The sequence below is a fragment of the Clostridium gasigenes genome (assembly GCF_017348895.1).
In the GTDB taxonomy this organism is placed as follows: domain Bacteria; phylum Bacillota; class Clostridia; order Clostridiales; family Clostridiaceae; genus Clostridium; species Clostridium gasigenes.
The window spans coordinates 1,702,445-1,728,918 of record NZ_CP071376.1 but is presented as its reverse complement, the minus strand read 5'-3'; the positions used below and the strand labels follow the sequence as shown (position 1 = coordinate 1,728,918).

General features: G+C 32.5%; 28 protein-coding genes and 1 pseudogene. 1 reads left to right on the top strand and 28 read right to left on the bottom strand.

The features are described 5' to 3' along the window. Window positions 1-30: 30 nt before the first annotated feature. The 24 genes and pseudogenes from J1C67_RS08280 to hypB form a co-directional block, all read right to left on the bottom strand. Window positions 31-261, bottom strand: coding sequence for a GyrI-like domain-containing protein (locus tag J1C67_RS08280; RefSeq protein ID WP_167865910.1), 231 nt, complete (start codon window positions 259-261; stop codon window positions 31-33). A gap of 256 nt (window positions 262-517) precedes the next feature. After that, window positions 518-844, bottom strand: coding sequence for a hypothetical protein (locus J1C67_RS08275; protein WP_167865911.1), 327 nt, complete (start codon window positions 842-844; stop codon window positions 518-520). 9 nt (window positions 845-853) lie between these two features. Continuing rightward, window positions 854-1,006 carry a hypothetical protein gene (locus tag J1C67_RS08270; protein ID WP_167865912.1) on the bottom strand — a complete coding sequence of 51 codons (153 nt, stop codon included), beginning with the start codon at window positions 1,004-1,006 and terminating at the stop codon, window positions 854-856. Next, a complete protein-coding gene (locus tag J1C67_RS08265) occupies window positions 1,007-1,198 on the bottom strand; it encodes an NADPH-dependent FMN reductase family protein (protein ID WP_167865913.1) in 192 nt (63 codons plus the stop codon). It lies immediately after the preceding gene. Between the two features lie 41 nt (window positions 1,199-1,239). Continuing rightward, window positions 1,240-2,121, bottom strand: coding sequence for a pirin family protein (locus tag J1C67_RS08260; RefSeq protein ID WP_167865914.1), 882 nt, complete (start codon window positions 2,119-2,121; stop codon window positions 1,240-1,242). Between the two features lie 95 nt (window positions 2,122-2,216). Beyond that, window positions 2,217-2,669 (bottom strand): MarR family winged helix-turn-helix transcriptional regulator, encoded by a 453-nt coding sequence (locus J1C67_RS08255; protein ID WP_207713860.1) that lies wholly within the window; start codon window positions 2,667-2,669, stop codon window positions 2,217-2,219. Window positions 2,670-2,862: 193 nt separating this feature from the next. Further along, window positions 2,863-3,573, bottom strand: a pseudogene (locus J1C67_RS08250) (alpha/beta hydrolase). A 31-nt stretch (window positions 3,574-3,604) separates the two neighbouring features. Next, window positions 3,605-4,243, bottom strand: coding sequence for a CatB-related O-acetyltransferase (locus J1C67_RS08245; protein WP_167865915.1), 639 nt, complete (start codon window positions 4,241-4,243; stop codon window positions 3,605-3,607). Window positions 4,244-4,424: 181 nt separating this feature from the next. Beyond that, a complete protein-coding gene (locus tag J1C67_RS08240) occupies window positions 4,425-4,700 on the bottom strand; it encodes a CD3324 family protein (RefSeq protein WP_167865916.1) in 276 nt (91 codons plus the stop codon). A gap of 342 nt (window positions 4,701-5,042) precedes the next feature. Next, on the bottom strand, window positions 5,043-5,792 hold the full coding sequence (locus J1C67_RS08235; protein WP_167865917.1) for a GNAT family N-acetyltransferase: 750 nt from the start codon (window positions 5,790-5,792) through the stop codon (window positions 5,043-5,045). A 31-nt stretch (window positions 5,793-5,823) separates the two neighbouring features. Then, a complete protein-coding gene (locus tag J1C67_RS08230; protein WP_167865918.1) occupies window positions 5,824-6,303 on the bottom strand; it encodes a GNAT family N-acetyltransferase in 480 nt (159 codons plus the stop codon). 277 nt (window positions 6,304-6,580) lie between these two features. Continuing rightward, window positions 6,581-7,360, bottom strand: coding sequence for a TrmB family transcriptional regulator (locus tag J1C67_RS08225; RefSeq protein ID WP_167865919.1), 780 nt, complete (start codon window positions 7,358-7,360; stop codon window positions 6,581-6,583). Window positions 7,361-7,386: 26 nt separating this feature from the next. Further along, window positions 7,387-8,232, bottom strand: coding sequence for a DUF4037 domain-containing protein (locus J1C67_RS08220; protein WP_167865920.1), 846 nt, complete (start codon window positions 8,230-8,232; stop codon window positions 7,387-7,389). 102 nt (window positions 8,233-8,334) lie between these two features. Beyond that, window positions 8,335-9,723 carry an MATE family efflux transporter gene (locus J1C67_RS08215; protein ID WP_167865921.1) on the bottom strand — a complete coding sequence of 463 codons (1,389 nt, stop codon included), beginning with the start codon at window positions 9,721-9,723 and terminating at the stop codon, window positions 8,335-8,337. A 221-nt stretch (window positions 9,724-9,944) separates the two neighbouring features. Continuing rightward, complete coding sequence (locus J1C67_RS08210) at window positions 9,945-11,198, bottom strand: Nramp family divalent metal transporter (RefSeq protein WP_207253578.1); 1,254 nt, start codon at window positions 11,196-11,198, stop codon at window positions 9,945-9,947. A gap of 175 nt (window positions 11,199-11,373) precedes the next feature. After that, complete coding sequence (gloA, locus tag J1C67_RS08205) at window positions 11,374-11,754, bottom strand: lactoylglutathione lyase (RefSeq protein ID WP_089967022.1); 381 nt, start codon at window positions 11,752-11,754, stop codon at window positions 11,374-11,376. Window positions 11,755-11,776: 22 nt separating this feature from the next. Next, window positions 11,777-12,400: an HD-GYP domain-containing protein gene (locus tag J1C67_RS08200; RefSeq protein ID WP_167865922.1), complete on the bottom strand. Its 624-nt coding sequence runs from the start codon at window positions 12,398-12,400 to the stop codon at window positions 11,777-11,779. A 142-nt stretch (window positions 12,401-12,542) separates the two neighbouring features. Further along, entirely contained in the window at window positions 12,543-13,412 is an 870-nt protein-coding gene (locus tag J1C67_RS08195; RefSeq protein ID WP_207253577.1) for an NAD-dependent epimerase/dehydratase family protein, read from the bottom strand. A gap of 126 nt (window positions 13,413-13,538) precedes the next feature. Beyond that, window positions 13,539-14,375: an ABC transporter ATP-binding protein gene (locus tag J1C67_RS08190; protein ID WP_167865924.1), complete on the bottom strand. Its 837-nt coding sequence runs from the start codon at window positions 14,373-14,375 to the stop codon at window positions 13,539-13,541. Further along, window positions 14,375-15,457 (bottom strand): FecCD family ABC transporter permease, encoded by a 1,083-nt coding sequence (locus J1C67_RS08185; RefSeq protein WP_167865925.1) that lies wholly within the window; start codon window positions 15,455-15,457, stop codon window positions 14,375-14,377. The genes J1C67_RS08190 and J1C67_RS08185 overlap by 1 nt, the downstream gene beginning before the upstream one ends. Continuing rightward, complete coding sequence (locus J1C67_RS08180) at window positions 15,457-16,482, bottom strand: ABC transporter substrate-binding protein (RefSeq protein WP_243176696.1); 1,026 nt, start codon at window positions 16,480-16,482, stop codon at window positions 15,457-15,459. Before J1C67_RS08180 ends, J1C67_RS08185 begins: the two co-directional genes overlap by 1 nt. A 190-nt stretch (window positions 16,483-16,672) precedes the next feature. Further along, entirely contained in the window at window positions 16,673-17,014 is a 342-nt protein-coding gene (locus J1C67_RS08175) for a hydrogenase maturation nickel metallochaperone HypA/HybF (protein WP_167865926.1), read from the bottom strand. 110 nt (window positions 17,015-17,124) lie between these two features. Continuing rightward, window positions 17,125-19,812, bottom strand: a complete 2,688-nt coding sequence (locus J1C67_RS08170) for an FAD-dependent oxidoreductase (protein ID WP_167865927.1) — start codon at window positions 19,810-19,812, stop codon at window positions 17,125-17,127. Window positions 19,813-19,868: 56 nt separating this feature from the next. Continuing rightward, the gene (hypB, locus tag J1C67_RS08165) at window positions 19,869-20,540 is read right to left on the bottom strand and encodes a hydrogenase nickel incorporation protein HypB (RefSeq protein WP_167865928.1); all 672 of its coding nucleotides are present in this window, start codon (window positions 20,538-20,540) and stop codon (window positions 19,869-19,871) included. Between the two features lie 302 nt (window positions 20,541-20,842). Between hypB and J1C67_RS08160 the strand changes: the two genes are divergently transcribed. Then, window positions 20,843-21,433, top strand: a complete 591-nt coding sequence (locus tag J1C67_RS08160) for a TetR/AcrR family transcriptional regulator (protein ID WP_089967035.1) — start codon at window positions 20,843-20,845, stop codon at window positions 21,431-21,433. Window positions 21,434-21,943: 510 nt separating this feature from the next. Here J1C67_RS08160 and J1C67_RS08155 read toward each other — a convergent pair. The 4 genes from J1C67_RS08155 to J1C67_RS08140 form a co-directional block, all read right to left on the bottom strand. Further along, the gene (locus J1C67_RS08155) at window positions 21,944-22,675 is read right to left on the bottom strand and encodes a carbon monoxide dehydrogenase (protein WP_167865929.1); all 732 of its coding nucleotides are present in this window, start codon (window positions 22,673-22,675) and stop codon (window positions 21,944-21,946) included. A 216-nt stretch (window positions 22,676-22,891) separates the two neighbouring features. Further along, entirely contained in the window at window positions 22,892-23,695 is an 804-nt protein-coding gene (locus tag J1C67_RS08150) for an acyl-CoA dehydratase activase (RefSeq protein WP_167865930.1), read from the bottom strand. A 44-nt stretch (window positions 23,696-23,739) separates the two neighbouring features. After that, entirely contained in the window at window positions 23,740-25,284 is a 1,545-nt protein-coding gene (locus J1C67_RS08145) for a 2-hydroxyacyl-CoA dehydratase family protein (protein ID WP_167865931.1), read from the bottom strand. Continuing rightward, window positions 25,281-26,474, bottom strand: a complete 1,194-nt coding sequence (locus J1C67_RS08140) for a 2-hydroxyacyl-CoA dehydratase family protein (RefSeq protein ID WP_167865932.1) — start codon at window positions 26,472-26,474, stop codon at window positions 25,281-25,283. Before J1C67_RS08140 ends, J1C67_RS08145 begins: the two co-directional genes overlap by 4 nt.

Below are 26,474 nucleotides of genomic sequence, written 5' to 3'. Positions count from 1 at the left end.
TCAAGTCTAAAATCAACAATTTTTTATTTTTTATTTTTTATTTATAGGAATCCATATTTCACGAGTATAATCATCAGAATTTGTGTGGCCAGTGCCGTAAACCTCAAGATCATAATCAGCAACTCTTTTGTAGCCGCAAGTAGGGAACCATTCCGTTGTTATTCTTGTCCACAGTGCATTAATTTGATGCTCTTTACCGTTCAAACTACCTCTTGCAGTAAATACTGCCCACTTATTCGCTGGAACAGTATATACTTGCAAATTGGAAAATATTATTTATATATAATATTTATATATAATATTTATATATAATATTTAGTATTTTTAAAAAACATCAATGATATTTTGGTAGAACAATGGTTTAGGGGCAATTATAACTGCTTTGAATTGACAATAAAGACCGCATTGCCCAATTGTACCTATGCACACCGTAGACTAGCCTACGGTGGAAATTTAAATTTACGGATTATCTAGTTCAACAAAAAAAATAAGCCTATCACGGCTTTTTTTTGTTTGTTTATTTAATGTCTAAATACGATTGGTCTCCATCATTTCTTATTTGGTATTGATGACCTCTGCTTGTAGTTAGGCGATAATTTAGATATTTTGCAGTTATACTGTCTGTATTGCCCTCTGCATTATACTTTAGTAAAGCGGAATACATTTCTGTAGCATCTATTCCTCCAACAATATCATTTAATATACTTTTTATAACTTTATCGCCTATTGGATTTTTAGTCATATCTCCTTGCATCATTATTGTCTGACAAACGTCATAGTTCTTAGATGTTACCGCAAGTTGATTTTCGCCGTCATATCTGAAGAAGTTAGAATCATTCGACATAATGTCTTCTTAAGAAATTAATTTAACTAATTCTTGTAGGTTTTCCATAGTGTCGGGATTCTTTTTCATTGATGGTTTATTTGGTTTTATTACATAGTCTAGTGGACTAGGTAAAACTACTGGTGGTTCTGCGAATCTACTTGTTTTTCTTTCAATATACATTTAAAATTTCTGTGCAATCAAATTAGCTTTTTTTATTCCATCTTCTATCTTGCCATGAACATCTGCACCTATAACATCTACATTTTCTATTGCTATAGTCTCTATATCATTAATACCAAAGAACCCCAATATAGTTCTTGATTCTCCTTCATTTTTAATGTTTGCCTTAATATATAATATTTTGCTTATCACTCTTACTATCCTTTAATTTTTATTATTTATTAATAGTACCTTTAGAAGTTTTCTGTTCCAAATTTATTATTTCTAAAATCTTCGTATGCTTCATCTATTTCTTCTACTGTATTCATAACAAATGGTCCATATGAAGCAATAGGCTCATTTATTGGTTCTCCACTTAGTACAATAAATAAAGCTTCTTCAGTAATTGATTGAACTGAAATGTTACCCTCAATGTTATCAAATAGAATAAAGTCAGTTTCTTTGCATATCTTATCTTCATTTATTTTAACTTCACCTTTTAATACAAGTATTCCTGTATTAAAATTACCTGATTCTCTTAGTATAACTTTCCCATAATTCTTTAAATTTATGTTATAGATGTTTATATTAGTAAAAGTACTAGCTGGACCGTTTATTCCCTGAAACTCTCCAGCAATAATGCTAACTTCTCCTTGATTATCATCAAGCTTAAAAGTTCCCATATCTTCTTTTAATAAAGCTTGGTATCTGGGTTCTATCATTTTCTTATCCTTAGGAAGATTAACCCAAAGTTGAATCATGTGTAGAATTCCACCATTTTTACTAAATTCCGTTTCATGATATTCCTTATGCATAATTCCTGATGCAGCAGTCATCCATTGGACATCACCAGGTCCTATAATTCCATGATTTCCTTTATTATCATGATGTTCAACTTTTCCATCATAAGCAATTGTTACAGTTTCAAAACCACGATGAGGATGGGCCCCAACACCTAGTCTAGTTGATGATGGTTCATAATGGTGTGGCGCATGATAGTCTAATAATAAAAATGGAGATAAACGCTCAATATCCTTTATGCCTACTGGTAAATATTGCGATACTTTAAATCCATCTCCAACCATATGTGATTCTGGTCCTTTGAATATGTTTTCTATTGTTCTAAAATTTTTCATTAATATTCTTCCTTTCTATTTTTAATTTTAGTGCTATTTATTTAAAATCATTATATATCACTAATTAGTTATATATATGTAAATTTTTTTTCTTTTTATATATTCTTAAATTTTTTCAAGATATTTTTCAAAGTAATTTTGTCTTCGTCAGTTAGAACATTAAAAATCTCACTAATATTATTAATATGATTTGGTAAAATATCTTCAATAATTTTTTTACCCTTATCTGTTATTGATATTATAGTAGATCTTTTATCTTCAGGGTCTAAATTCTTTTTTACTAATCCATCCTTTTCTAAATTTTTTATAACAACAGTTATATTTCCAGATGTGGTTAATATTTTTTCTATAATCTCATATATTCTTAAATCACCTTTATTATATAATGCTTCTAAGACTCCAAACTGAGCACTGGTCAGCCCACTTAACTTTATATTTTCTAATTCTTTTTTATGGATAGTATGTTCGGCTCTCGTAAATGTAATTAGTGTAGATAATGTCAATTTATTTTCATTAATTATATCTTTTATATTTTTTATATCTTTCATGCATTAAATTTATCACTAATTAGTGACATTGTCAACTCTCACCCTATAATTTTAGCTATACCCAAGTAATATCAATCACTTAGGCTAGTTTTCTCATTTATTTATGGTACGGTTCTCCATAGCTACTTAAAGTGAGGTTTTTCCGTTTAATACTTTTATAACTTCATTCTAATTCTTATATATTAATTCTATATCACCTAGCATATATATGATTCTTCAGCCATTGTCTAAAAAATTTCAGTTGTTCTTCGGTATGAAAATAATGTTCCCCATGCTCCATTATTTGCAAATCACAATTGAAACATTTTACAAATGCAGATATCTCATCAACCTCACATAAATTATCTTCTGAACCGTAGAGAATTGAAGTTGGTTTCTCCCAAACGACAATAGGGTGTTCTTTTACATAACAGTAATAATCCCAATAAAGTATATGTCCATTAGGTATTGAAATTTCCTTTTCTAGTTTTAATCTCTCCTCGCTTACATTAAAGCATGTCATCATATTATTTATGATACATTCCATATTTACTACTGGAGAAAGAAACAAACACTTTTGTAGTGGCTCATCACTATATGTAAGTAGACTAAAATATGCTCCCATACTGCTAGCAAAAACACTTATATTATTTTATACTGAATTTGCATAACGCATAATAGTACCGAGATCTTTAACACACTTTTGAACCTTACATGGATAATTTTGAAACTTCCGTTCACCATGTTCAGGCAAATCAAAACTAATCACTTGATAACCTCTTTCTGTTGCTTCTTCTGCAAATACAACAATAAAGTCGTCTGCCTTATTTGACATATCACCATGCACTACTACGAATAATTTATCTGATTTGTCCCCCCACAAAATTGCGGCGATATTTTCTATTTTTAAATTTTGTTTTATCATTTTAATTTTTTCTCCTTGAAATATAAATAGTTTATTCTTTTAATGCTACTATATCTCCACTTTTAATAGCAGTTAGCTTTTCGGATATTTTTTCAGTACTCCAATTCCACCACTGAATTTTAAGTAAATCCTCTATAACTGAATCTTCAAATCGCTTCCTAATAATTTGGGCTGGAATTCCACCAACTATAGCATATGGTGGTACATCTTTTGTTACTAAAGCTCTTGTTCCAATAATTGCCCCATCACCAATATGCACTCCCGACATAATGACAGCTTCAAATCCAATCCAAACATCATTTCCAATTACAATATCACCCTTATTATCCCAGGCTTCACAAACATTCATTGTGTCATCCCACTCTTCTCGAAAAATAGAAAATGGATATGTGGACAATGATTTTAGTGCATGATTTGCACTATTAAAAATAAACTTTGCTCCACAGGCAATAGAGCAATATTTTCCTATAATAAGATTATCGTTATTAACATAAGGATAATGATACAAAACATTTTTCTTCTCAAAATCCTTTGGATCATTATTAAAGTCGTTGTACATTGTAAAATCATCAACGATTATATTTGAGTTATTTATTACATTTTTTAAATAAACTGTATTGAAATCATTTGTTCTAGGATAAATTTTTTTATGATTAGGTTCTTGCTTCATTTTCCTCAACTCCTTTTATTATAGAGTTCACGACCCCAACCCTACGATAAGATTATAGCATCATTTCTCCTGCTTTATCTAGTTCATGAATAATTCTGTAATAAACTTGTCTGTTTTTAAACAAATCAAAAAGGGCGTTTTTATATCACAAAAATACATAATATAAAAATACCCTTTTCAATTATATTAATCGTTTTTCTCCTCTTATTATTCTTCTAATACTATCTTCAGTAAGATAAAACTGCTTTGAAAGTCCCCTAACTGATACTCCATTGCTATATTTATTAAAAATTTCATTATTTCTTTTCTTTAAACTAATTTTTATACCACTATTCTCCCCCCAGGATTTTTTACTCTCGCTTTTCCTAGGTATATATAGATAACCACCATCAACATATTGTTGAATTAATTCAATAATATGTTGTGGCAATATATTTTGTGCTTTTTCATATTTCATAACTATTGCCCCCATCTACATTTAATCTGTAAATCTATGAAGCAAAGTCTGCACTAAAATATTTCAGCCTAAATCAATCTAAATTTGGCTCCGAACAAGACTTTGTCCTATATTTTTACGCAGTCTTTGCATGGAGCCTTGAACAACAGCATGTATTGATACCTCTCTCATATATGATCCTCCCTCGTATACTTTTAATCAATAAATAATAATCTGAATTTCACCAGCTTATAGAGTAATTTTACCATATTACCATAAAATTAATATGGATTTAATATTGGAAACGTGGATTACCTTACTGCCATACCTTATCAAAATTTAGTAAAACCCAAAATTGCATTCTCATTTCTTGAGTATTCTCTCTAAACTTCCCATATCTAATAAATTCACAGTCTCAAATTTTCCTTTATAAAACACACCATAGTTATTAAAAACACAAGGCAATTCCTTTGCTTTTTGTAGTATATCCACTTGAATTAAAGATACAGGAACATCATTCATTTCACAATACTGTTTTATCTTCTCAATCTTTTGATAGATATAAGGGCATTGCATATCATAATAAATTATTAAATCTTTACATTCAATTTCTTGTTTTTTAGCATTTTGTGTGAACTTTGGTGTTGTTCCATCAAAAGAAAGTGCAAGCAGTTCATATCCATTATCGGTAGTATCAACAACCTCAAAACCAAACTTCTTCACAAATGATTGATCAGAAAGCCAATGTTTTTGTTTCTTTGCTCCGAGCATGCAAATTCCTGATTTACCCTTTTCTCTTGCATCTGCCAAACAATACTCCATTAGTGATTTTCCATACCCTTTTCCTTTATAACTACCGGAAACCCATAAGCAATATATATAGTAATAGTTATCACCAGTTATAGGAACCCAAGCTGTTTCAAGAGGAGCATATTCAATAAAAACTGTTGCCTTTTCATTTAACTTTCTAAAAACATGACCTTCATTTAGTCTATCAGAAAGCCATTGTCGTTTTTCGTCAATACCTTGATGGGGTTTTTTACTGCGTATAATACAGCATAAATGTTCATTAGCAAGATTTTCTGTTGTTAAGTTAACAAAATCAGTACACATATTTTAATTTTCCTCTCTTACAAATTCTAATTTAGTTTTTTAAATGACAAACCATAATATACTCTTCTTCATTTTCATCCACAATTTCAAAGCCCACATTCTTATACATTTTAACTGCATAATTTGCTTTTTGTACTGCTAATGAAGTTTTTTCATAACCTCTTTGCTGAAGTTCATAAAGCATCTTTTTCATCAAAGCTGTACCTATTCCATATCCTCTATATTCCTTATACAAAGAAATCGCAAAAGATGGAATTCCATCTTCTATATGTCCATAATCATTCATTACTCGTACCCATACAGCTCCAATTACTTTTTCATCATCTTCTGCCACAAAACAAATATCGTCTTCTTTTTTTCCGAAATCTAAAACATATACTTGAAGTTCTGGTAGATTAATTACTGATTTGGGTGGTGCTTGCACTCCTTCAATAATAAAGATTGCTTCATAAAGGAAATCATTCAAAAGAGCATATTCGTCATCTTTAATTTTTCTAATATTGTAATTCATAATTTTACCTCCAATTATTTAATTCTATTAATTGGATACCATTTCGCACATACTTAATACCTCCATAAATTTCTATTTATCGTTCACTTAAAATTTATTATAACATATTTTGTAAATATAATTTTACTTATGATACGGTATTTTAAGCTGAAAAAGTAACCTTAGTCAAGTTATATCAATGCCTAAGGCTAAAAACCTCATTTACTTATGGTACGGTTCACCCCACATAATCCTAAATCTCTTCACCAAGGTTTTCAAAAAATATCCCCATCCCTTTCTACCTATTTTCCAACATAGTATTTAACTTAATATCATCATTAATTAAATTTTCTTCGTATTTGTTTCGTAATTTTAAAAGATATATATCATTATGAATATGTTCAGAAACAACTGAAGCTAAAAGGATATTATCTGTAAAAGCTCCTAAAAACTCTTCTCTATGCTGTCCTTTATCTGCAACTAATGTTTTTTTACAATCTACAACTAACATTATTCTTGTTTGTTTTCCGAAACAACTTGCATCACCATGGGTATATATTTCTACTGGTAGGTTTTCACTATTAACTTTTGAAAATGAAAATATAATTATTCTAACTTCTCTTTTTTTAAGTTCATTAAATTCTCTTGAAAATATTTGCAAATCAAAATCAGTATTTATATAAACTTCTTTTTCCGCTGTTAATAACAATTCCTTTGCTTTTGAAATAACATTATCATACCCTGCTATATTTAAATACCTTTCCTCTGAATCAGAATTTTTTAATTCTTTTAGCTTTATTTCCAATAAATCTGCGGTTTCAACAAATTCATTTTTCATTTTATTTGTTAGTGTGGAAGGGTCTTCAGCCTTATATATTTGAGAATTTCCTGGTAGTGAAAACACAATTCCTTTTTTATATAAATTATCTAAAGCTGAATAAACTGAAGAACGAGACATATTTAGATTTTTAGCAATTTGATATCCATTTGAACTTGAATTTTTCAATAAATTAATATAAACTGCTGCCTCTGTTTTTGAGAAATTTAGCTTTTCTAGTAAACTTACTATTTCATCCATATTTTTTATCTCCTCTATATTTAGTATTAATCTAACATAGGTAAAGTCTTAGCATTATTAAATAGATATAACTCTTCATTTTTTAGTAGTATATCTAAGTTCCCAATTAATGAATCTATTTCTAATAATATGGCTACATCATTTGATGCTGAATACTTTAAAATGTTATTAACGTTTATCTCCATATCTGTAGGTGCTTTAAAATTATTATCTTTTATAATTTTAATATTTTTTTTCTCACCAGGATGTGCCACTTCATTTATAGCAAATATAATATCAAAATAACTTGCAAAAAGGGCTGCTATTCTATGATTTACACTTATAAAATCATCTCTTTTTAAAGCTTTCTCTATTTGATAATAGTATGAAGGCATTTGAAGCTTTAGTAAAGGATAATTCTTTTTCACTATATTTTTCTTTAATTCATGAGGATATCTAATCTTATACTTATCTTGTAATTTATTTAGCTCACCATTTTTATCATAAAGTATAATTGAATTTACGAAGTTAGCCCAAAAGCAAGTGGTATATCCTGCATCAGCTTCACATTTTACTAAGGTTCTATTTAATAAACCATCAATCCAAGCTAATTCTCTATATATAATTTCCACTGGAATATTATCTTCTTTTAAAAACCCATCATCTTCAGTCTCCCAAAAGGTATTATTTAGTTCCATGTAGCTACAATATTTATCCGTAATTATTTTTCTATTTTCTACTGGTATTTCCTTAGCTGTATAAATGTATATATCATAATCTGAATTTTTATCATTAGTTTTTGTTGCGTGTGATCCAGCTAATAAGATGCCCTCCACTTCTTCTAATTTTGAAAAATCATTAACCATTTCTATTACTTTTGCATTAATACTCATAAACAATCACTCCTAATAATATCTAGTGTAAATACTTGTACACTGATTTATTTTACTTATTTTAAACATAGACTACCTATAAACAATGTAGTCTATAATTTTTCAAAGTACTTTTTCTATAACTAATACTGGTTTAACTTCTGTTAAATTATCCATCCATTTTCTTGAATGCATGATTTTAAGACCAATAATAAATCTTACAAATTCTTCTCCTGAAATTATTAAATAAACCCAATGAATTGGTAGTTTTAAAACAAAGGCAGAAACAAATCCCAGTGGAACCCCAATTCCCCATGTTCCAATAATATCTAAATAAAGCGTATATTTAGTTTTACCTCCACTTCTTAATATTCCACCTCCTATAATCATATTTGATACTTTAATCCATAAAACTATACTAAACATAACTAATAACTTAAATGTACAGTCCTTTAAATCACTAGATATATTAAATATTGAAATATATAAATTTGAACAAGCTACTAATAAAATTCCAAAAACAGCTGAACCTATAATTCCCATTTTGATGAATTTCTTTGAATATTTAAAAGCAAGCTCATTTTCTCCTAGTCCTAATTTATTTCCTATCATAATTCCTGCTGCACTGCTCACCCCTGCAAATAAACCTATACTTAAGCTTTGAATAGGATAAGTTAATGTCATTGAGGCAACTTCTGAGGTCCCCATTCTTCCATATACAATTGAATACATAGTCTCCCCTAACGCCCACATAAATTCATTTATTAACAAAGGAGTAGATATTATAAGAATCTTTTTTATAAATACAGATGAAATATCACAAATTTCCTTTATTTTATATGCACCAGGATACTTATTAGCATAGGTAAATGCTATAAGTAATCCAGCTTCTAAAAATCTAGTAATAGTTGTAGCATACGCTGCTCCTAAAACACCCATTTTAGGAAATCCAAAATTACCGAATATAAACATATAATTTAATAATGTATTTAAGACTACTGCAAATGCTCCTGCATACATTGGAGATTTAACATGTTCCGTACTTCTTAGAACTGATGCATAAATTGTAATTAAAAGCATTGGTATATATCCAATAGCATTAATTACAAGATACTTACTTCCTAGTTCAACTATTCTTATATCATTTGTATAGATACCTAATACTTGTTTCGAAAACATTAGCGAAATCAAAGAAAATATTATAGTTATAATTATTCCAAATATTAAATTTCCGCCAAATACGTTTACTATATTTTTAGTATCTTTTTTACCCCAATATTGAGATACCATAATAGATGTTGTAGTACCCACAGCTGATAAAGTTACTAGAAATATAAATGAAAATCTCGATCCAAGCCCAACCGTTGCAATTGCTTCTTGCCCCAATTGACCTACCATAAATTGATCAATAACACTTAAAGAAGCTTGAAATAAACTTTGAACAGAAACTGGTATTGCTATTGCTAACATAGTCTTGTAATAAGATTTTTCATTAGAATATTGTTTGTTCATACCACACCTCTCATTTCAAATCAATTCTCTAAATATGTTTTTAAATAATTTGTACTTAATATATAGTTACTTTATTTAAATTCATATTAGTAGTACATTTAGTACTACTAATATATTAAGTCAATATTTACCTATTGTCAACATTATTATTTTTCAAAAAAAAGCCATAAATCTATAAAATAGACTCATGGCTTTTTGTATTATTATATTAAAAATACTAATTATAATACGCTTATAAATAACATAATATTTAAAGCAGTCACTATTGTTGCAATTACCCACAGCATAACTTTTTCTACTTTTGTATTTTTATATTCTCCCATAACTTTATCAGATGATGTCAAATAAATTTGAGTAAATATAGTTATAGGCAATTGTATACTAAGTAACATCTGGGAATAGATTAGCCCTTTAAAGGGATCAGTAATAAAAAATATTATAACTAATGCACTTACTATAGTAATTATAACTCCTCTTTTTGTATTTTTATTTTTTATATTATATGATTCTCCAAATGCTCCGGCGAAAATTGACCCACCTGCCATACCTGCTGTAATACTTGATGCAATACCTGCAAATAGTAACGCTATTCCAAATACCACTGCTGCTCCATTTCCTAGTAGAGGTCTTAACATTTCTTGTGCTTGCTGAAGCTCTGTTACTACAATATTGTTTTCATAGAAAGCTATTGCAACTAAAACCATTGCACTATTTATAACAAACCCTATTACCATAGAGAATATTGTATCTAAATATTCATATTTTAACTGTTTTTTTATTATAGATTTATCTTCTAAATTCCACTCTCTGCTTTGAATTACTTCTGAATGTAAAAATAGATTATGTGGCATAACCACCGCTCCTAAAACACTCATTATTATAACTAATGAACCTTGAGGAATAGATGGCATTACAAACCCTCTTGCCGCCTGACCCCAATCAATATTTACCAGTGCCACCTCAAATATAAACGCTATCCCTACTATAGATACAAGTCCTATAATTACCTTTTCTATCTTTTTATAGGAATTTGAAAATAACATAACTACTATAACTGCGGCTGAAATTAATGCTCCAATTTTCAAAGGAATATGAAATAACATTTGCAGTGCTATAGCTGCACCTAGAATTTCTGCCATCGCAGTACTTATAGATGCTAATATTGCTGTAGATGTTATTATTTTTCCAAGTGTAGGTTTTATATGTTTACTTATAGCTTCTGAAATACATAGCCCTGTAGCTATTCCTAAATGTGCTGCATTATGCTGTAATATTATAAGCATTATTGTTGATAATGTAACAATCCAAAGTAATTTATACCCAAATGTAGAACCAGCTGCGATGTTTGATGCCCAATTACCTGGATCTATAAACCCTACAGTAACTAAAATTCCTGGTCCAATATACTTTAGAAACTCTTTTCCTTTAAATTGTGATTCTCGTTTTTTCTCTTTTAATAATCTATTTGTGTTCACTATTATCACTCCTTTAAATATCTCATGTCCACGGCACTATATTCTTTAATTAATAATACCACTACTTGATAACCTTTATCAAGTAGTGGTATTGTTATCAATTATTAATTTATGAGTTTTATTCATATTTAACTATTTTATTTATGTAATAATACACCAAATTTCCATAAATAAACTATATTCTTATAATTTCTACTTTGTACCCATCTGGATCAGTTACAAAATAGTAATTTGGTTTATTTCCTGGTAGACCTTTTAATTCTGTAACTTCATATCCTAATTCAATATGATTTTCTCTCATTTTTTCTAAATTTTCTACACCTATGGCTGTGTGACTAAATCCATTTCCTAATTCATAAGACTTTTCTACATCATAATTATGTGTAAGCTCTATTTCATATCCACCTATTTCATTTGATAGATAAACAAGATCAAATTTAAATTCCGGAAATTCTTTTCTTCTAGTCTCTACTAATCCTAGAGCTTCCTTATAGAATTTTAACGATGCTTCTAAGTTTTTTACTCTTATACATGTATGTAGCATTTTTACTGACATATTAATATCCTCCTATATCTATTTATTTACTAGTGGCAATCACTAGTTCTTCATACCCATTATACCCTATAATAATATCATCCCAATTATTTAAAACACACTTAGCTATTTTAGGGTCATACATTACCCTAATGTTTTTCCTTATTTCTTCTTTACATATACCATCACTTAAACCCTTTCTATAAGGTCTATTAGACTTCATTGCATCTATAGAATCGCAGAGCGCTATAATCCTTGCACCATAAGGAATCTCCTCATTTTTTAATTTATTAGGGTACCCATTGCCATCCCATCTCTCATGATGGCAAAGAACAATATTAGCTATATCTTTTAAAAACTCTGACTTTATTAATATATTATATCCTATCTCACTATGCTTTTTTAATAGTTCCCATTCTATGTCATTTAATGGCCCCTCCTTATTCAAAACTGAGTCCTTTACTCCTATTTTTCCGATATCATGCAAATGAGAGGCTATATGTATAATTTGTTTATTCTCATTATCTAAATTTAATAACTCACACAACTTATTTGTCATATCACTAACTCTTAACGAATGACCTGCCGTATAAGTATCTCTTGCTTCTAATGCGGTAACCATGCTTTCAATTATATCATGGTAAAATACGTCTTTATTATATTCCATAATTCCCCTCTTTATTTTCTAATAAGTTTATTTTTTCTTCCTCACTCTTTGTACCCATAGTTCAAATGCTTATATCTTTTTGTAAATATCTATGTTTATATATACTTTATAATAAATCCCTCTAATATATCTTTGATTCCTATTATATTTTTATTGATTGCTTATACGTATCGATTAAGTTAAATATATAATCTCTAACTTCTTTAAATTTAAAGCCTATATTATTTGCGTTAGATGTGTCTAACGTACAGTCTAACATTCCATTATAAGCCCCATTTTTGCCACTTTCTTTTATAACAGCCTTTTTATTTGTAGCTTGTTCAATATATGATATAATTTCGTTAATTATAATACTTCCTTCACTTGCAGCATTTATTTGTCCTTGATATTCTGTAGCACTTAAAAAAGCTAAAAATTCACCTGCTTCATTTGCACTAATAAAGCTTAAATTACATTTCATATTATCAATATTAAGACTTTCTTTTTTTGTTATACTTTCTACATATGAATACAATCTTTTTGTGTGATCATCCTCTGCCAAAACGACTGGAAATCTTACTGCTATTGTAGGTATGCTATACTTCTGAAATATTACTGCCTCTGATAATCTTTTACCCTCAGCATAAGAAAAATCTTGTCTTTCACCATATTTTATCTTATAACTATCTGGATTAAAATCTTCTTCTTTTATATATCTTTTAAAATCATATACCGCTGAACTTGATACTACTATATATTTTTTAGTTTTATCTTTAATAATATCACATAGTATTTTTGCTGAATTTGGTGAATAGCATAAGTTATCATATATAACGTCAAACTTTTTGTCATTTAACGCTTGTTCTATGCTCTCTTTGTTTTCTCTATCTAAAATTATCCTATTAACCTTGTCTTCATAGTTATCCTTAGTCAATCCTCTTGTTGCTATAGTTACATTATGCCCCATATCTATAAGGTTATTTACTAATACTTTTCCAAAAAATCTCGTTCCTCCTAATACTAATATTTCCATAATATACATCTCCTTACTTGCATATTATAACATAAGAACTCCGCCATATTCTCGAAACCTTTTATTTTTATACTATATTCTACTAAAAAATATTATAAAAATTTAGCAAATATACGTAGTAACTTTTTAATGAGTATGCACTCCAGTAAATCCATCTTCATGTATATGCTCAGTTCCTAGACCCTTAATATGTTCATGTGTGTGCATAAATGATACTTGTAATTTTTTATTTATAGGGTTAACTCCCACATGTGCATTTACACCAAATATATCTTTTAACATTTCAGAATTTATTACTTCTTCTACTGTTCCAAATTTTATTATCTTCCCATCTTTCATTACAATTAAATAATCACAATACATAGCTGCTAAATTCATATCATGTATAGCTGATAAAGTAGTTATGTTAAGACCTTTAACTAAATCCATAAGTTGTATTTGGTAGCCTATATCTAAATGATTTGTTGGTTCATCTAATATTAAAAATTCAGTATTTTGAACTAAAGCCCTTGCAATTAATGTTCTTTGTTTTTCTCCCCCTGATAGTTCTGAAAAACTCCTCTCCCCGAAACTTTCTAAACCTACTTTTTGGAGCATTTCCTTAACCATTTTCAAATCAGCTTTAGAGTAATCTTCAAAAACTGATTTATATGGATACCTTCCCATCTTTACTATTTGCTCTACAGTAAAATCAAAGTGAGTATTACTTTCTTGAGCTAAAACCGCAATCTCTTTTGCACAATCTTTATCTTTCATTTTAGCTAATTCTTTATTATCTAATAATATACTTCCACTTGATGGTTTATAAAGCCTGTATATGTTTTTAAGTAATGTAGATTTTCCACAACCATTAGGGCCTATAACCCCTACGAATGAACCTTTTGGAATCTCAAAAGATATATCTTTTAATATTTCTTTTTTATCTATGCTAAACCTTAAATTTTTAACTTGAACTTTAAACATTACTCTTTTCCTCCAAATGAATAGTTTTTCTTAGAAATTAAGTATAAGAAAAATGGTCCTCCAACTAATGCGGTTATTATTCCTATTGGTATTTCTATTGGTGGGAAAAGCCCTCTAGCTATAATATCGCATCCTATTAAGAATATAGCTCCTATTAATGATGAAAGGGCTATAAGTTTTTTATGATCACTTCCAACTATTGTTCTACTTATATGTGGCACTACAAGTCCTATAAATCCTATAGCCCCAGTTATAGCAACTAATGATGCTGTAAGTAATGTAGCTAATATTAAAATTATAGATTTTATAAGTTTTATATTTATTCCAAGTATTATTGCACTATCATCACCAAGAAGTAATATATCTAGTGATTTAGACATTATTAATGATACTATCATAACTACAACTAACATAATAAACGGGAATAATAAAACATCCCACTTTGCGCCCCCTAAACTACCAACAGTCCAAAACAGAGCAGTCTTTGCTTGATTTGAATTATCTGCTGAATATATAAGTAAGTTAGTTAGCGCCGAGAATATTGTTGATATTGCCATACCTGATAATACAAGTCTTGTTGTAGATGTTGTTCTTCCCATTTGAGTACCTATAGCAAAAACTAATATTCCTGATATAAGAGAACCTCCAAAAGCTCCTGCTCCAACACTATTTATCCCAAGTGATGACATGCCCCCTAAAACTATAACTGCAACAGCACCACAAGATGCTCCTGATGATATACCTAATATGTACGGTTCAGCTATTGGATTTTTAGTTACACATTGCATAAGCACTCCACAAAGAGCAAGTCCTGCTCCACATATAGCTCCAAGTAATACTCTTGGAAATCTTATTTCCCATATTATATTTTGTGTCATTACGCTTCCTACATCACTATACACTGCTCCATTTGTTAATTTACTAAGTAATACTTTATATACTTCTCCAGGTTCAATATATGTGCTACCTATAGCTATTGCTGCAACTATTGTACCTGCTAATATTATAGTTAAAGCTATAACCCAAAATAAAAAACCTTTCTTTTTAGAAAGGCTTCTTCTATCTTTTAAAGTTCCTTGCATTAATTACTTTCTCCAAATAAATATCCATGTACTTCCTTGATAAACTTAGGATTTCTAACACCTGGAGAAAGGTCAGCTAATCCTACAACATATATTTTATTATTTTTTATAGCAGGTACATCTTTAAGAGCAGGATGAGCTTTTAAGAAACCTATTTTCTCTTGTACTGGGCTGCCTGCCATAAAATCGGTTACTAATATAACTTCTGGATTCTCTGCTACTATGCTTTCAAAGCTAACATTTATATAAGGCTTAGTTGCATCTTTAGCAAATATATTATTTCCACCTGCAAGATCTATTAAATTATTCGCAAGACCTGCTCCAACTACCATTGCATCATTTTCACCAGAATCATATACCATCATTTTCACTCTATCTTCTTCTTTTATGTCTCCTACTTTATCAGTTACAACTTTTATATCCTTTTTCATTTTATCTATTACTTCTTGAGCTTTATCTTGAACTCCAAATATTTTTCCAAGTAATTCAAAATCTTCATAAACAGTTTCTACTGTAGAATCTGATCTGTAAGACTTAGCCATAAATGGAGTTATATCTTTTGATATAAGTTCACTAGGTGATCCTGTAGTTTGTTCACTTATAGATGAATCCCATCCACTTACAAAATCTGCACCTGTAGCCATAAAGCCTTCTTTAGATACAGAATGTCCTTCTCCAATTTTAAGCACAGGTATTTTATTGTACGCCTCTTCAAATTCAGGTAATATAGGATTATCTAAAAGAGCTGTTCCTATCATTCTATCCTCTAATTTTAATGCCAGTAACATTTCTGTCATAAATTGAGATAACGTAACTGCCTTTTGTCTTGGGGATTCCACTGTTACATCATAATCTTTAGCAGCTTCTGAATATACAAATTTTACAGTTTCAAAATTACTTGATAAAGCTTCAGTATTTGGTTTTTCCACCTTATCTTTTGCATTATTAGAGCACCCTACTGCTGATACAGCTAATCCCGTTATAGTTAATGTGATTATAAATTTTCTTAACTTATTATTCATCATGTATTTTTCTCCTCTATATTTATGTTATTTATTTTATGGATAATCTTATAAATGTTAAAAGGGTAATGCAATGTGAATAGTTCCTTTCACTATGCCTTACCCCTTTTTTAGTTGTATATCATAATGTATCTCTTAATTTATTTCAGAAAAAATTAAGTTTTTAAGAGAATATAAAACTTCTACGGCTCATTCAACAAGCTATTATTTGCTTAATCATAAACTCTTTTCCGCATAATAATTTCCAAGAATTTTCTCCACATTTTGGACATCCATCCTTGTTTTCAATAAGATTAAAAATTTCATTACACTTGTTGCACATAACGTTTCCTGGTAATATCTCAATTTCTAATTTTGTATCTTGTAAGAATGTACCATCCACAGCTGCTGGATAACACTCTTCAATATATTTGGGAATCATTGATGATAACTCACCAATTTGAAGAACTATTGTATCTACTTTTGTTAATCCATTTTTTTCTACGAAATTTTCAACAGTCTTAACAACTTCAAACACCACGCCTAATTCATGCAACTAAACTCACCTCTACTTCCCTAGTTTAAAAACATGTGGGAATTTCAGGTTCCCACATGTTTTTTTTCATATAATAATATTAATTACTGTATCTTATCTTTTTCTTTCAACTAATTTTTTATGAAGAACTTTTTAACCTTTCTAGCTGCTATTACACCTTTACGTTTAAGTGTAGCTCTAACAATTATCGGTTTAAGTTTTTCAATCGGTACGCTTTGAGCATCATATTTTCTGTGAAGTGTAATTGCATCAAACTTACATCTAGTTGTACATGCTCCACAGCCTATACATTGATATTCGTCTACAGTTGTAGCTCCACATCCAAGGCAACGTTCCGCTTCCTTCTTCACTTGCTCTTCTGTAAATGTAGCACGTAAATCTCTAAATGTTTCTTTTGATTTACATCCTTCTACATGAGCTATTTTCTCTCTCTTAATATGATCATACCCGTCTAAAGTTAAGTTTTCTTTATCAAATTCATGATACAATCTTCTATCACGACCAAAAACTAAACTTTGACCTTTATGAACATAACGATGAATTGAAATTGAAGCTTCTTTACCTAATGCAATAGCATCTATAGCAAATCTTGGACCTGTAAGAGCATCTCCACCTGCAAATATATCTGGTTCTGCTGTTTGCAACGTAAATGAATCTGCTTTAATTGTCTTATTTGGATTTAATTCTACTTTGCTATTTTCTAAAAGATTTCCCCAATCCATTCCTTGACCTACTGAAATTAAAACATGTTTTGTCTTAACAATCTTTATTTCATTCTCATCAAATACAGGACTGAATTTTCCATCCTTATCGAAAACTGATAGACATTTTTTGAATTCTATACCTACAAGTTGTCCGTTTTCTTGAAGAATTCTTTTTGGCCCCCAAGAATTATTAATTACAATATCTTCTGATAATGCTTCTTCAACTTCGTCATCAAGTGCTGGCATTTCAGCTCTACTTTCAAGACAGAACATATCAACCTTTGAATTTCCAACTCTTGTAGCTGTTCTTGCAACGTCAATAGCAACATTACCACCACCTATTACAACTACGTTTCCTTCAAGTTTCATCTCATTACCTAAGTTTACTTCTCTTAAGAAATCAACTCCTGTAATAACACCTTCTGAATCTTCACCTTCTATCCCAAGTTTTCTACCTGATTGAGCACCGATTGCAACATAGAAAGCTTCATATCCTTGAGTTCTTAATTCTTTAAGGCTTACATGGTTCCCAACTTCAACACCTGTTTTAAACTCAACACCTAATTCTTTTAAAATATCTATTTCTGCGTTTATAACGTCTTTTTCCAATCTATATGATGGGATTCCAAGTGTTAACATACCACCAAGTACTTTTTGTTTTTCAAATACAGTTACCTTATAACCATCAATAGCTAAATAGAAAGCACAAGATAAACCTGAAGGGCCTGCGCCTACAACTGCAATTTTATTTCCATATTCATGTCTTAATTTTGGCACATAACGGTTTTCGATATTTAAATCTTGTTCCGCAATGAATTTTTTGATTTCATCTACCGCAACTGCCTCATCAACATTACCTCTTGTACAAGCATCTTCACATTTTCTTGGGCAAACGCGTCCACATATTGCTGGGAAAGGATTTTCGTGTTTGATAAGTTCAAGTGCTTCTTTATATCTACCTTGAGAAGCCATCTTAATATAACCCTGAACAGATACATGCGCTGGACACGCTGTTTTACAAGGACTTGTACCGGTTTTAACAACATTTTCTCTATTTATACGATGATCAACATTCCACTTGTCTTCGCCCCACTCTGAATTATGAGCAAAGTCCACTCTCTTCTTCTCAACTATTGGTGTTTTTGTACATACTTTTTGTCCTAATTTTAATGCATTAACCGGACAAACACTTACACATTCTCCACAAGCAACACATTTATCTTTATCAACTCTTGAAACATAATTTGAACGTATCATATCATTGTTATTGAACATTCCCGCAATTCTAGTAGCGTAACATGAACAACCACAACAATTACAAATGGCATGTGTCTTCCCTGGTCCATCTGTATTAGGCATTTGATGCATAAGCCCATTCTCTTCGGCTCTTTTAATAATTTCAAAAGCTTCTTCCCTAGTAATTTTTCTTCCTCTACCTGTACGTATATAATATTCAGCAGCATGCCCTAGTTGGATACACATATCTTCCTTCAAGTGACCACAGCCTTCGCCCATAGCTTCTCTTGATGTACGGCAAGAACAATTCGAAACTGAAAAAATTGTATTTTCATTTAGATATTTAGAAACTTCCTCATATGATACTCTTTTTGTTTCCCCTTCAATAGCTGTTTCTATAGGTATAACACGCATAGCGCCTGTTCCTACAGGGAAAACACCTGCTGTTATATGAGCTTTCTTTCTTCCATATCCCTCAAAAGCCTCTCCAATTTGCACAAAATTTTCAACCTCTTCCCTATGTGGGTGGTTAACTATTAGTTCCATATGCCCTGGAACCCAAATCTCAAACCAATATTTATCAACACCATCTTTTTCACCAACGAAGCAACCTCCGGCAACAGCTAATTCCCATAGAAGTTTTTTTGTTTCCTCTACAGATTTACCACATAAAGCAGCAACTTCTTCTCCGCTCTTTGGTTCACGGAACTCAAGGAAAAGTCCTACCTCTGCCATTTCGTCTGTAACAACAGGTTCCAGCATTTTATATTCCGGATGTTCTGGTTTGATTTCATTTTTTGCACCACGTTTTGTCCTACTAATCTTATTTGCTAGATCTAATACTTTTTCCTTTACCATTATATATTCCCCCTATTTTCAAATCTAATATTCCCTATTTAAAAATCCCACATTTCCTATTTTTGGCTCCATTTTTTCACTTCAGTACGTATCCAGTCAGCCCACTCATCAATTCCTTCACCTGTTTTAGCAGAGATTGGGATAACCTTGATATTTGGGTTTAATTTTTTTACACGCTCTTTAACTGCATCTAAATCAAAATCAAAATAATCCATTGCATCTATTTTATTAATTAATAAAACGTCAACAATAGAAAACATTAAAGGATATTTTAGAGGTTTGTCATCTCCCTCAGGTACACTTAAAATCATGGCATTTTTTGATGCACCAGTATCAAATTCTGCTGGACATACCAAATTCCCTACATTTTCTAAGATTACAAAATCAATTTCTTCTGTTCCTAGTCCCGATAACCCTTGTTTGGTCATACCAGCATCTAGATGACACATCCCACCAGTATGTAATTGGATTACTTTTGTACCAGTCTTCGCAACAGTATTAGCATCCACATCTGAGTCAATATCAGCTTCTAAAACTCCAATGCTCATTTCATCTTTCAACGCATTAATTGTTCTTAAAACAGTTGTTGTTTTACCCGAACCTGGTGATGACATTAAATTTAATAAAAAGGTGTTGTCTTTTTTTAATTCTTCCCTAAGCAAATCTGCTTGTCTATCATTGTCTTCGAAAACACTTTTCTTAATTTCAAGAATCTTATACTTTTCCATATCCTCTTTCCCTCCATTTTAACTTAACTTTTTTTCTGAATTATAAATAATAAAAAACATTCCCTACAGGAAAATCACATAATAAATCTCATAATATGAATGAGTCCTTTTACACAATCTAATTTCACTGAGTTAATTTCACCGAATTTGATTATGTTAATAATATAACATATTTTTCTCACCTTTGTAAACATCTTCATAAATTGTCCTGATATTTTTTTTATGATATACTTGAACAAAATAGAGAATCACTATGTTTTTAAATTAAGACATAGTAAAATGAATATAAGAGGATTTATAATATGAAAAATTTAACTGAAAGACAAAAGCAGGCTATTGCCACAAAACTTAGAATTACACAGATATCAACGGACCTTTTTAAAAGAAAAGGTTTTGAAAATGTAAAAATTCAAGAAATTTGTGATGCAGCCAAAATTTCAACAGGTGCTTTCTACCATCATTTTAAATCTAAAAATGAAATAATTAATACAGGTTATGAGCAAATAGATTTATTATTAAGAGAACGATTTGAATCAAAAACCTTTAATTCAAATATAGATAAAATTATATATTTGGTAAGTGAAGGTAGTGTTTTATTACAAGACCTAGGATGGATATTTGTAGGTGACGTTTATAAAAACCTTCTTTCTACAGATGGAAAGTACACTTTTAAATCAGATCGTTTTGTTACACTTGAAATTAAATCTGCCATAGAATTAGCTATAGAAAATGATGAGCTACAATCTAGTATCTCTTCTAATACTTTAACTGAAACTATTTTAAGAATATCAAGAGGGTTTATTTTTGATTGGTGTCTCCATCAAGGAAATTACGACCTAAAAACTGATATACTTTCCGACTTAAACTTAATACTTGCTAATTATAAAAAGTAGTACAAAAAATCCAACATATTATTAAAGGTACCCTATATAATATTGACGCTAAAAAAGTCTATATATAAGGTACCCTTTCTTTTTTAAATTTACTTATTTTATCTTCTGCTTCAAATCTCATTAAATATAAATATTGATCTACTTTTATTTCTATAATTTCGGGTAACTTAACACCCTATTTGCTTACCCAATATATTCTACCTTCATATGTAAATATATAATTACTTAATCATTATTATTCCCTAAATTGAAAATATCAACTTGAATAAACTTCAAATAGTTTTCTATTTACATCCATTTTACCTCATTTAAGGAAATTTAATGAATCCTCGCCTTTAACTAATAATAATCTATTCCTTTATTTCACCTTATTTAATCTAATAGAATTAAAGGTTCAATAAGCTATTAAACTCATTGAACCCAATCATAAATACTTATAAAGTAACGTCCCCTGAGCAAATCAAAGATTTTTAAACTTATACTAGAGAGGTCATGATATAAACTGGAAGTTTATGTTTGCTTCTTTTTATCCTGCGTAAAGTGTAGTTCTCTCATTTCCTCCACCTCGTCGCACACCTGTTTCAAGTTGCATGTTGAGCAATCCATCTTCAGATTCTTGAATATATGGTCGAGAGTCATGGTAATTTTTTCTGCCTTGTGGGCTTTCTTTTCCAGCTCATCGTACGGAAAATCTGGAAGTGTGATAAAGATCAGCTTTGCGGCAAGTACCTTAGAGTGCTGATGATAACCCCTAAGGAATAGACCTCCTACCTTTGCGAAATCAAGACCTTCTTGTAGAGCCTTGCGGCTGACACGCACAGGCTCACGCTCACTGGCGGCAGAAATCCTCGTCATATAACCTTTAGGAATAATGTGGTAGCGCGTGTGTTCAATTTTACGGATGGCTGCATAGGCCGCATCATCTTCGCCTAAGCTGTCTTTAGCAACCCTCAGTAATGTAAGTCGCGCGTAAGGTGCATCTTTCTGCAGGTCGGGCAAATCCGGGCCATATAACCACAGCTCGTCACCACCAACCAAGCGATCTGAGGAAGTAAATCCAAGTCCACTGACCGCCGGAAGATTGCCACCGCCTAGTTCATAAGCCATCTCGCTCCGCAGGATAAGGTTATATTCCCCTGCATCCGGCCAGGTCTCATCATCTCCGGGTACCGTCAAACGATGTCCTGGTTGTCCCTCAAGGAGTGCAAGACTGCTTTCAATAAATTCATCATAAGGTTTCATAATATGTGTCTCCTAATATATATTTTATATAAAATGTTATTACAAACGTCTATCACGCTTGATTTTGTCATAGTGCTTATTTAAGATTGGTCCAATCTTGGCCATCAGCTTCATATCAAGATTGAAGAAATAGATTACGAGGCTAATTGGAAACAGTGCAACCAGCACGCAGGCAATGATGAGCAAAACTTTTAACATATTAAAATTTCTCCTTCCTTATACGTCTGCGGATGCAAGGCCCTTCTGGCGAGCAAATTCCGCAGCACCAAGTGCGCCCATAAGCTGTGGGTCTGTCTTAAGATCAACAACCTTCATTTTAAGTACACGCTCGATAGCCTTCCTAAGGCCCTGATTCTTTGCACAACCACCAGTAAGAGTAATACTGTCAGTTGCTCCGGCTTTCTTCGCCATAACAAAACATCTCTTAGCAACTGCAAGCTGAATACCAGCTGCAATTTCATCCATAGGCTTTCCTTCACCAATAAGTGAAATAACTTCACTCTCAGCAAATACTGTACACTGAGCAGTAATAGGAATTGTATTCTTTGCAGTAAGTGAAAGTTTGCAAAAATCAGGAAGGCTTATTTCAAATGCATTTGCCATAGCCTCATAGAAACGTCCTGTACCTGCTGAACACTTATCATTCATAGCAAAGTTCTTTACTGTTCCGTCTTTATCGATAGCGATACCCTTAACATCTTGACCACCAATGTCAATAATAGCCTTTACATCAGGGTTAGTTACATGAACACCCATTGCATGACAGCTGATTTCAGAAATGTTCTCATCTGCAAAGGTCACCTTGTTACGTCCGTAACCTGTACCGATAAGATAACTAATATCCTCTATACTCTTAATACCGTCAACTTTTGAAATTGCTTCATAGATAACAATCTCTGAACTCTTTACAGGGTTCATCTTGCTTTTTATTGTTGCGTCTGCAAAAATTTTTCCCTCTTCATTGAGAATAACACATTTTGCGTAAGTTGAACCTACGTCACATCCACAGAAATATTTCATAGTAATTCTCTCCTTATATTTATATTAATCAGTAATGTGAAACATTAGAAAGCGTATTTGTCGTCAAAATCTTCCAGACTCGGATCCAGAGGCTCTGCGCGTAAAACAGAACGCATATAGCGATTAACCTCTGTTCTCATATCCCTACGAGAGGCATTACGTGGATCCATAAGTCCATGGGTAACCCAAACCAAATGGATTCCACGTTCACGCGCCTGTTCCTCGAAGAGACCATGATAACCACCCATGGCTTTGCAGCCAATATGTTCATACATAATGACCATATCAGCATTGAAATAATCACAGAAGCGCCACAAATCATTTAATCCGACTTCATATCCACCGTTGGAACGGTTACGCATCGTCATGTTCATGTAGAGATGTGCCAAATCCAATAAAGCCTGATCCTGATCCTTATCCCCAATATCAAAGATACGGGTAGATGTAAGACTTAGCATATCAATCAGAGACAGTACACCCCAGCAGTTCTGCAACCAAAGCGGGAAAGCAGTGTAATACTGCGCCTGTACGCCCCACAAAACTGCACGGTGGCGGACCTCTGGCACACAGAGGCTCTTTTTCTCGTAGCCTTCCATTGCCAACTTGGTAATTTTCTCTTCAGCTTCCAGGAAGCGGGCATCACGTCCACCAGCTACCTGGTAGGCAGCACAGCGGTAAAGAGCCACATTGTTCCCTATAACCTGAGGATAAGGAGAACGTGATAGTTCAAGCCATTCTAAGAACTGCTTTGTTTCATTGTTAAAGGTATCCATGCACTTGAAGAAGTTGTCCCAGTCGAATTTTTCGCCGGTCTGATCCTCAATGAAACTAATCGCGTTCTTGATTTCTTCCGCGGCGTACTCCTGAACACTTTCCTGTGTATGACGGATCGGCGCTGCTAGCTGGAATGTTGGAATCTTGAACCGGCGTGCCTCGAGGCCATTACCCATCAAGCTACCATCACAGGTGGTGTTACACTGAACGGCACATTTGCCAATGATAGGATAGTCGTCGTCAATAGCAACTCCCAGTTCAGCCGCAGGCATCGGGCAGACGTCACCCGGAATACCGTATTCCTGTGCCACGTCTATATAATGGATAACGCCGTCCTGAGCCATAGTAGAGCCGGTGTAGATTGGTGCGAGCTGCATGCAAATCATATGCAGGTTCGGAAAGCCATTCATGATTTGGCTCATCATATTTTCGTCGAACACAACTATCTTTTTGCTCAGCTCCTTGTCACCACCAAGACGAGCATCGGCCTTGAATGTAGTACTAAGGGTATCACACATGTGCTCAACAATGAGGTCGAACTCCGTGTGGGCGATGCGTAGCTGCGGGCCACGCAAGCCTTCCGTATGTCGGTCCAAGAAATCAGGTACCGCAAGATAGTTCACCATCCAACGGTAGCGGAGACTGCCCTTGATGTTGATTGGCTTCAGCGTAAACCCAATCAGCTGTTTCCATATAAATAGCCAGCGTGTATAATCGTAGCAAGTATCCTTTAATCCACGCCATTCACGTCGCTTACGTATCTTCCCTCCGGTATAAAATTCACCAAGCTTTTCACTTCCCATTTCTTTGCTCATTGTTTTTTCGCCCCCTGAATTTTCTTAATTTCCATACTCTCGACGAAGGCCTGCACGCGAGTTCGCAGCTGGCCGGAAGCACCCACAACATATGGACGGTCTACGGAGAGAACAGGATAGTTGAATTCATCACGCATAACATGGCTGGCAAGCGAACGTTCATAACCCCAGTAATCGCAAAACTTCATCTGCTCATAGATGATACCGTCGGCGTGAAAATGCTTGGCAAGTTCGTCAACATAGGTGTGGCGTTCGTTGATTTTGTCAGTATTCATAAAGCGAGGGCACTGACCCCAGACGAGATACTGTCGACATATCTGAGTTAGCACATCCTCGGTATCATTCAAGATAATCTCCTGACGTCCCGGGAAAGAGCCAAAGCAGAAACGGTCGGCAACCACAAGTGCGCCTGCATCTTCTATAAGTTTTATTATATCTGGGTCGTCAATTTCAGAACCCACCAAGACTACACGTGCTCTATACTTCTTTTTATTCTCCGGCTCTCGGGTTTTGATTTGCTCAAGAGTCTCGCGCAGTTTTTCCACCATGAGATCCTTAGGACAACAGTATGTAGCTGTGGTAAGTACACTGAATTCGTAGCCAGTAATACGAGGATTCTCTTCTTTGCGATATTCACCAATATCAGTAATAAGCCTAGCAACCTCATTGTGAAGCTCCACTGCCTTGCGCAGTGCGACCTCAGAAATATCAACGCCATAGACTTCATGCAAAGGCTCCAAAGCCTTTAAACGCATCTGCTTGACATAATGCTTTAACGCGGTTTCGTCCGATTTCATGGGCACATCTGAATAAGTAACAAAGAACTTTTCCTTACCGCAGGTTTTTAGTAACTCAATATTCTCGACACAGCGGTTCATCTGAACACAGGCATCAGGTGCAATGATACAGTCGAGGAACTGATAACCGCCTTCAATGGCACGCTCTAGTATCGCACGGCAGCATTCACACAGCAGACTGGTCATATAGTAGGTGCCCATCTCAATGGATCCAGTGCGCGGTGCACGCAAGCGTACCGAAAAGCAACCTGGCAAATTGAGCAGAACCTCAGGAATCATACTGCAGACGCTGCCAACGGCAATGCGCCCGTAAGCCGTAGCCTCACGAACAAGATCGTTATTGACTTCTTGTAATAGATTTTCAAAATAATACAGGTGTTTTAAATCTTTCAT

Excerpts from the sequence above, each read along its gene's own strand:
- J1C67_RS08275 (WP_167865911.1), bottom strand. The coding sequence starts at position 844 with ATGTCGAATGATTCTAACTTCTTCAGATATGACGGCGAAAATCAACTT.
- J1C67_RS08270 (WP_167865912.1), bottom strand. The coding sequence starts at position 1,006 with ATGTATATTGAAAGAAAAACAAGTAGATTCGCAGAACCACCAGTAGTT.
- J1C67_RS08260 (WP_167865914.1), bottom strand. The coding sequence starts at position 2,121 with ATGAAAAATTTTAGAACAATAGAAAACATATTCAAAGGACCAGAATCA.
- J1C67_RS08255 (WP_207713860.1), bottom strand. The coding sequence starts at position 2,669 with ATGAAAGATATAAAAAATATAAAAGATATAATTAATGAAAATAAATTG.
- J1C67_RS08245 (WP_167865915.1), bottom strand. The coding sequence starts at position 4,243 with ATGAAGCAAGAACCTAATCATAAAAAAATTTATCCTAGAACAAATGAT.
- J1C67_RS08240 (WP_167865916.1), bottom strand. The coding sequence starts at position 4,700 with ATGAAATATGAAAAAGCACAAAATATATTGCCACAACATATTATTGAA.
- J1C67_RS08235 (WP_167865917.1), bottom strand. The coding sequence starts at position 5,792 with ATGTGTACTGATTTTGTTAACTTAACAACAGAAAATCTTGCTAATGAA.
- J1C67_RS08230 (WP_167865918.1), bottom strand. The coding sequence starts at position 6,303 with ATGAATTACAATATTAGAAAAATTAAAGATGACGAATATGCTCTTTTG.
- J1C67_RS08225 (WP_167865919.1), bottom strand. The coding sequence starts at position 7,360 with ATGGATGAAATAGTAAGTTTACTAGAAAAGCTAAATTTCTCAAAAACA.
- J1C67_RS08220 (WP_167865920.1), bottom strand. The coding sequence starts at position 8,232 with ATGAGTATTAATGCAAAAGTAATAGAAATGGTTAATGATTTTTCAAAA.
- J1C67_RS08215 (WP_167865921.1), bottom strand. The coding sequence starts at position 9,723 with ATGAACAAACAATATTCTAATGAAAAATCTTATTACAAGACTATGTTA.
- gloA (WP_089967022.1), bottom strand. The coding sequence starts at position 11,754 with ATGTCAGTAAAAATGCTACATACATGTATAAGAGTAAAAAACTTAGAA.
- J1C67_RS08200 (WP_167865922.1), bottom strand. The coding sequence starts at position 12,400 with ATGGAATATAATAAAGACGTATTTTACCATGATATAATTGAAAGCATG.
- J1C67_RS08195 (WP_207253577.1), bottom strand. The coding sequence starts at position 13,412 with ATGGAAATATTAGTATTAGGAGGAACGAGATTTTTTGGAAAAGTATTA.
- J1C67_RS08190 (WP_167865924.1), bottom strand. The coding sequence starts at position 14,375 with ATGTTTAAAGTTCAAGTTAAAAATTTAAGGTTTAGCATAGATAAAAAA.
- J1C67_RS08185 (WP_167865925.1), bottom strand. The coding sequence starts at position 15,457 with ATGCAAGGAACTTTAAAAGATAGAAGAAGCCTTTCTAAAAAGAAAGGT.
- J1C67_RS08180 (WP_243176696.1), bottom strand. The coding sequence starts at position 16,482 with ATGATGAATAATAAGTTAAGAAAATTTATAATCACATTAACTATAACG.
- J1C67_RS08170 (WP_167865927.1), bottom strand. The coding sequence starts at position 19,812 with ATGGTAAAGGAAAAAGTATTAGATCTAGCAAATAAGATTAGTAGGACA.
- hypB (WP_167865928.1), bottom strand. The coding sequence starts at position 20,540 with ATGGAAAAGTATAAGATTCTTGAAATTAAGAAAAGTGTTTTCGAAGAC.
- J1C67_RS08160 (WP_089967035.1), top strand. The coding sequence starts at position 20,843 with ATGAAAAATTTAACTGAAAGACAAAAGCAGGCTATTGCCACAAAACTT.
- J1C67_RS08155 (WP_167865929.1), bottom strand. The coding sequence starts at position 22,675 with ATGAAACCTTATGATGAATTTATTGAAAGCAGTCTTGCACTCCTTGAG.
- J1C67_RS08150 (WP_167865930.1), bottom strand. The coding sequence starts at position 23,695 with ATGAAATATTTCTGTGGATGTGACGTAGGTTCAACTTACGCAAAATGT.
- J1C67_RS08145 (WP_167865931.1), bottom strand. The coding sequence starts at position 25,284 with ATGAGCAAAGAAATGGGAAGTGAAAAGCTTGGTGAATTTTATACCGGA.
- J1C67_RS08140 (WP_167865932.1), bottom strand. The coding sequence starts at position 26,474 with ATGAAAGATTTAAAACACCTGTATTATTTTGAAAATCTATTACAAGAA.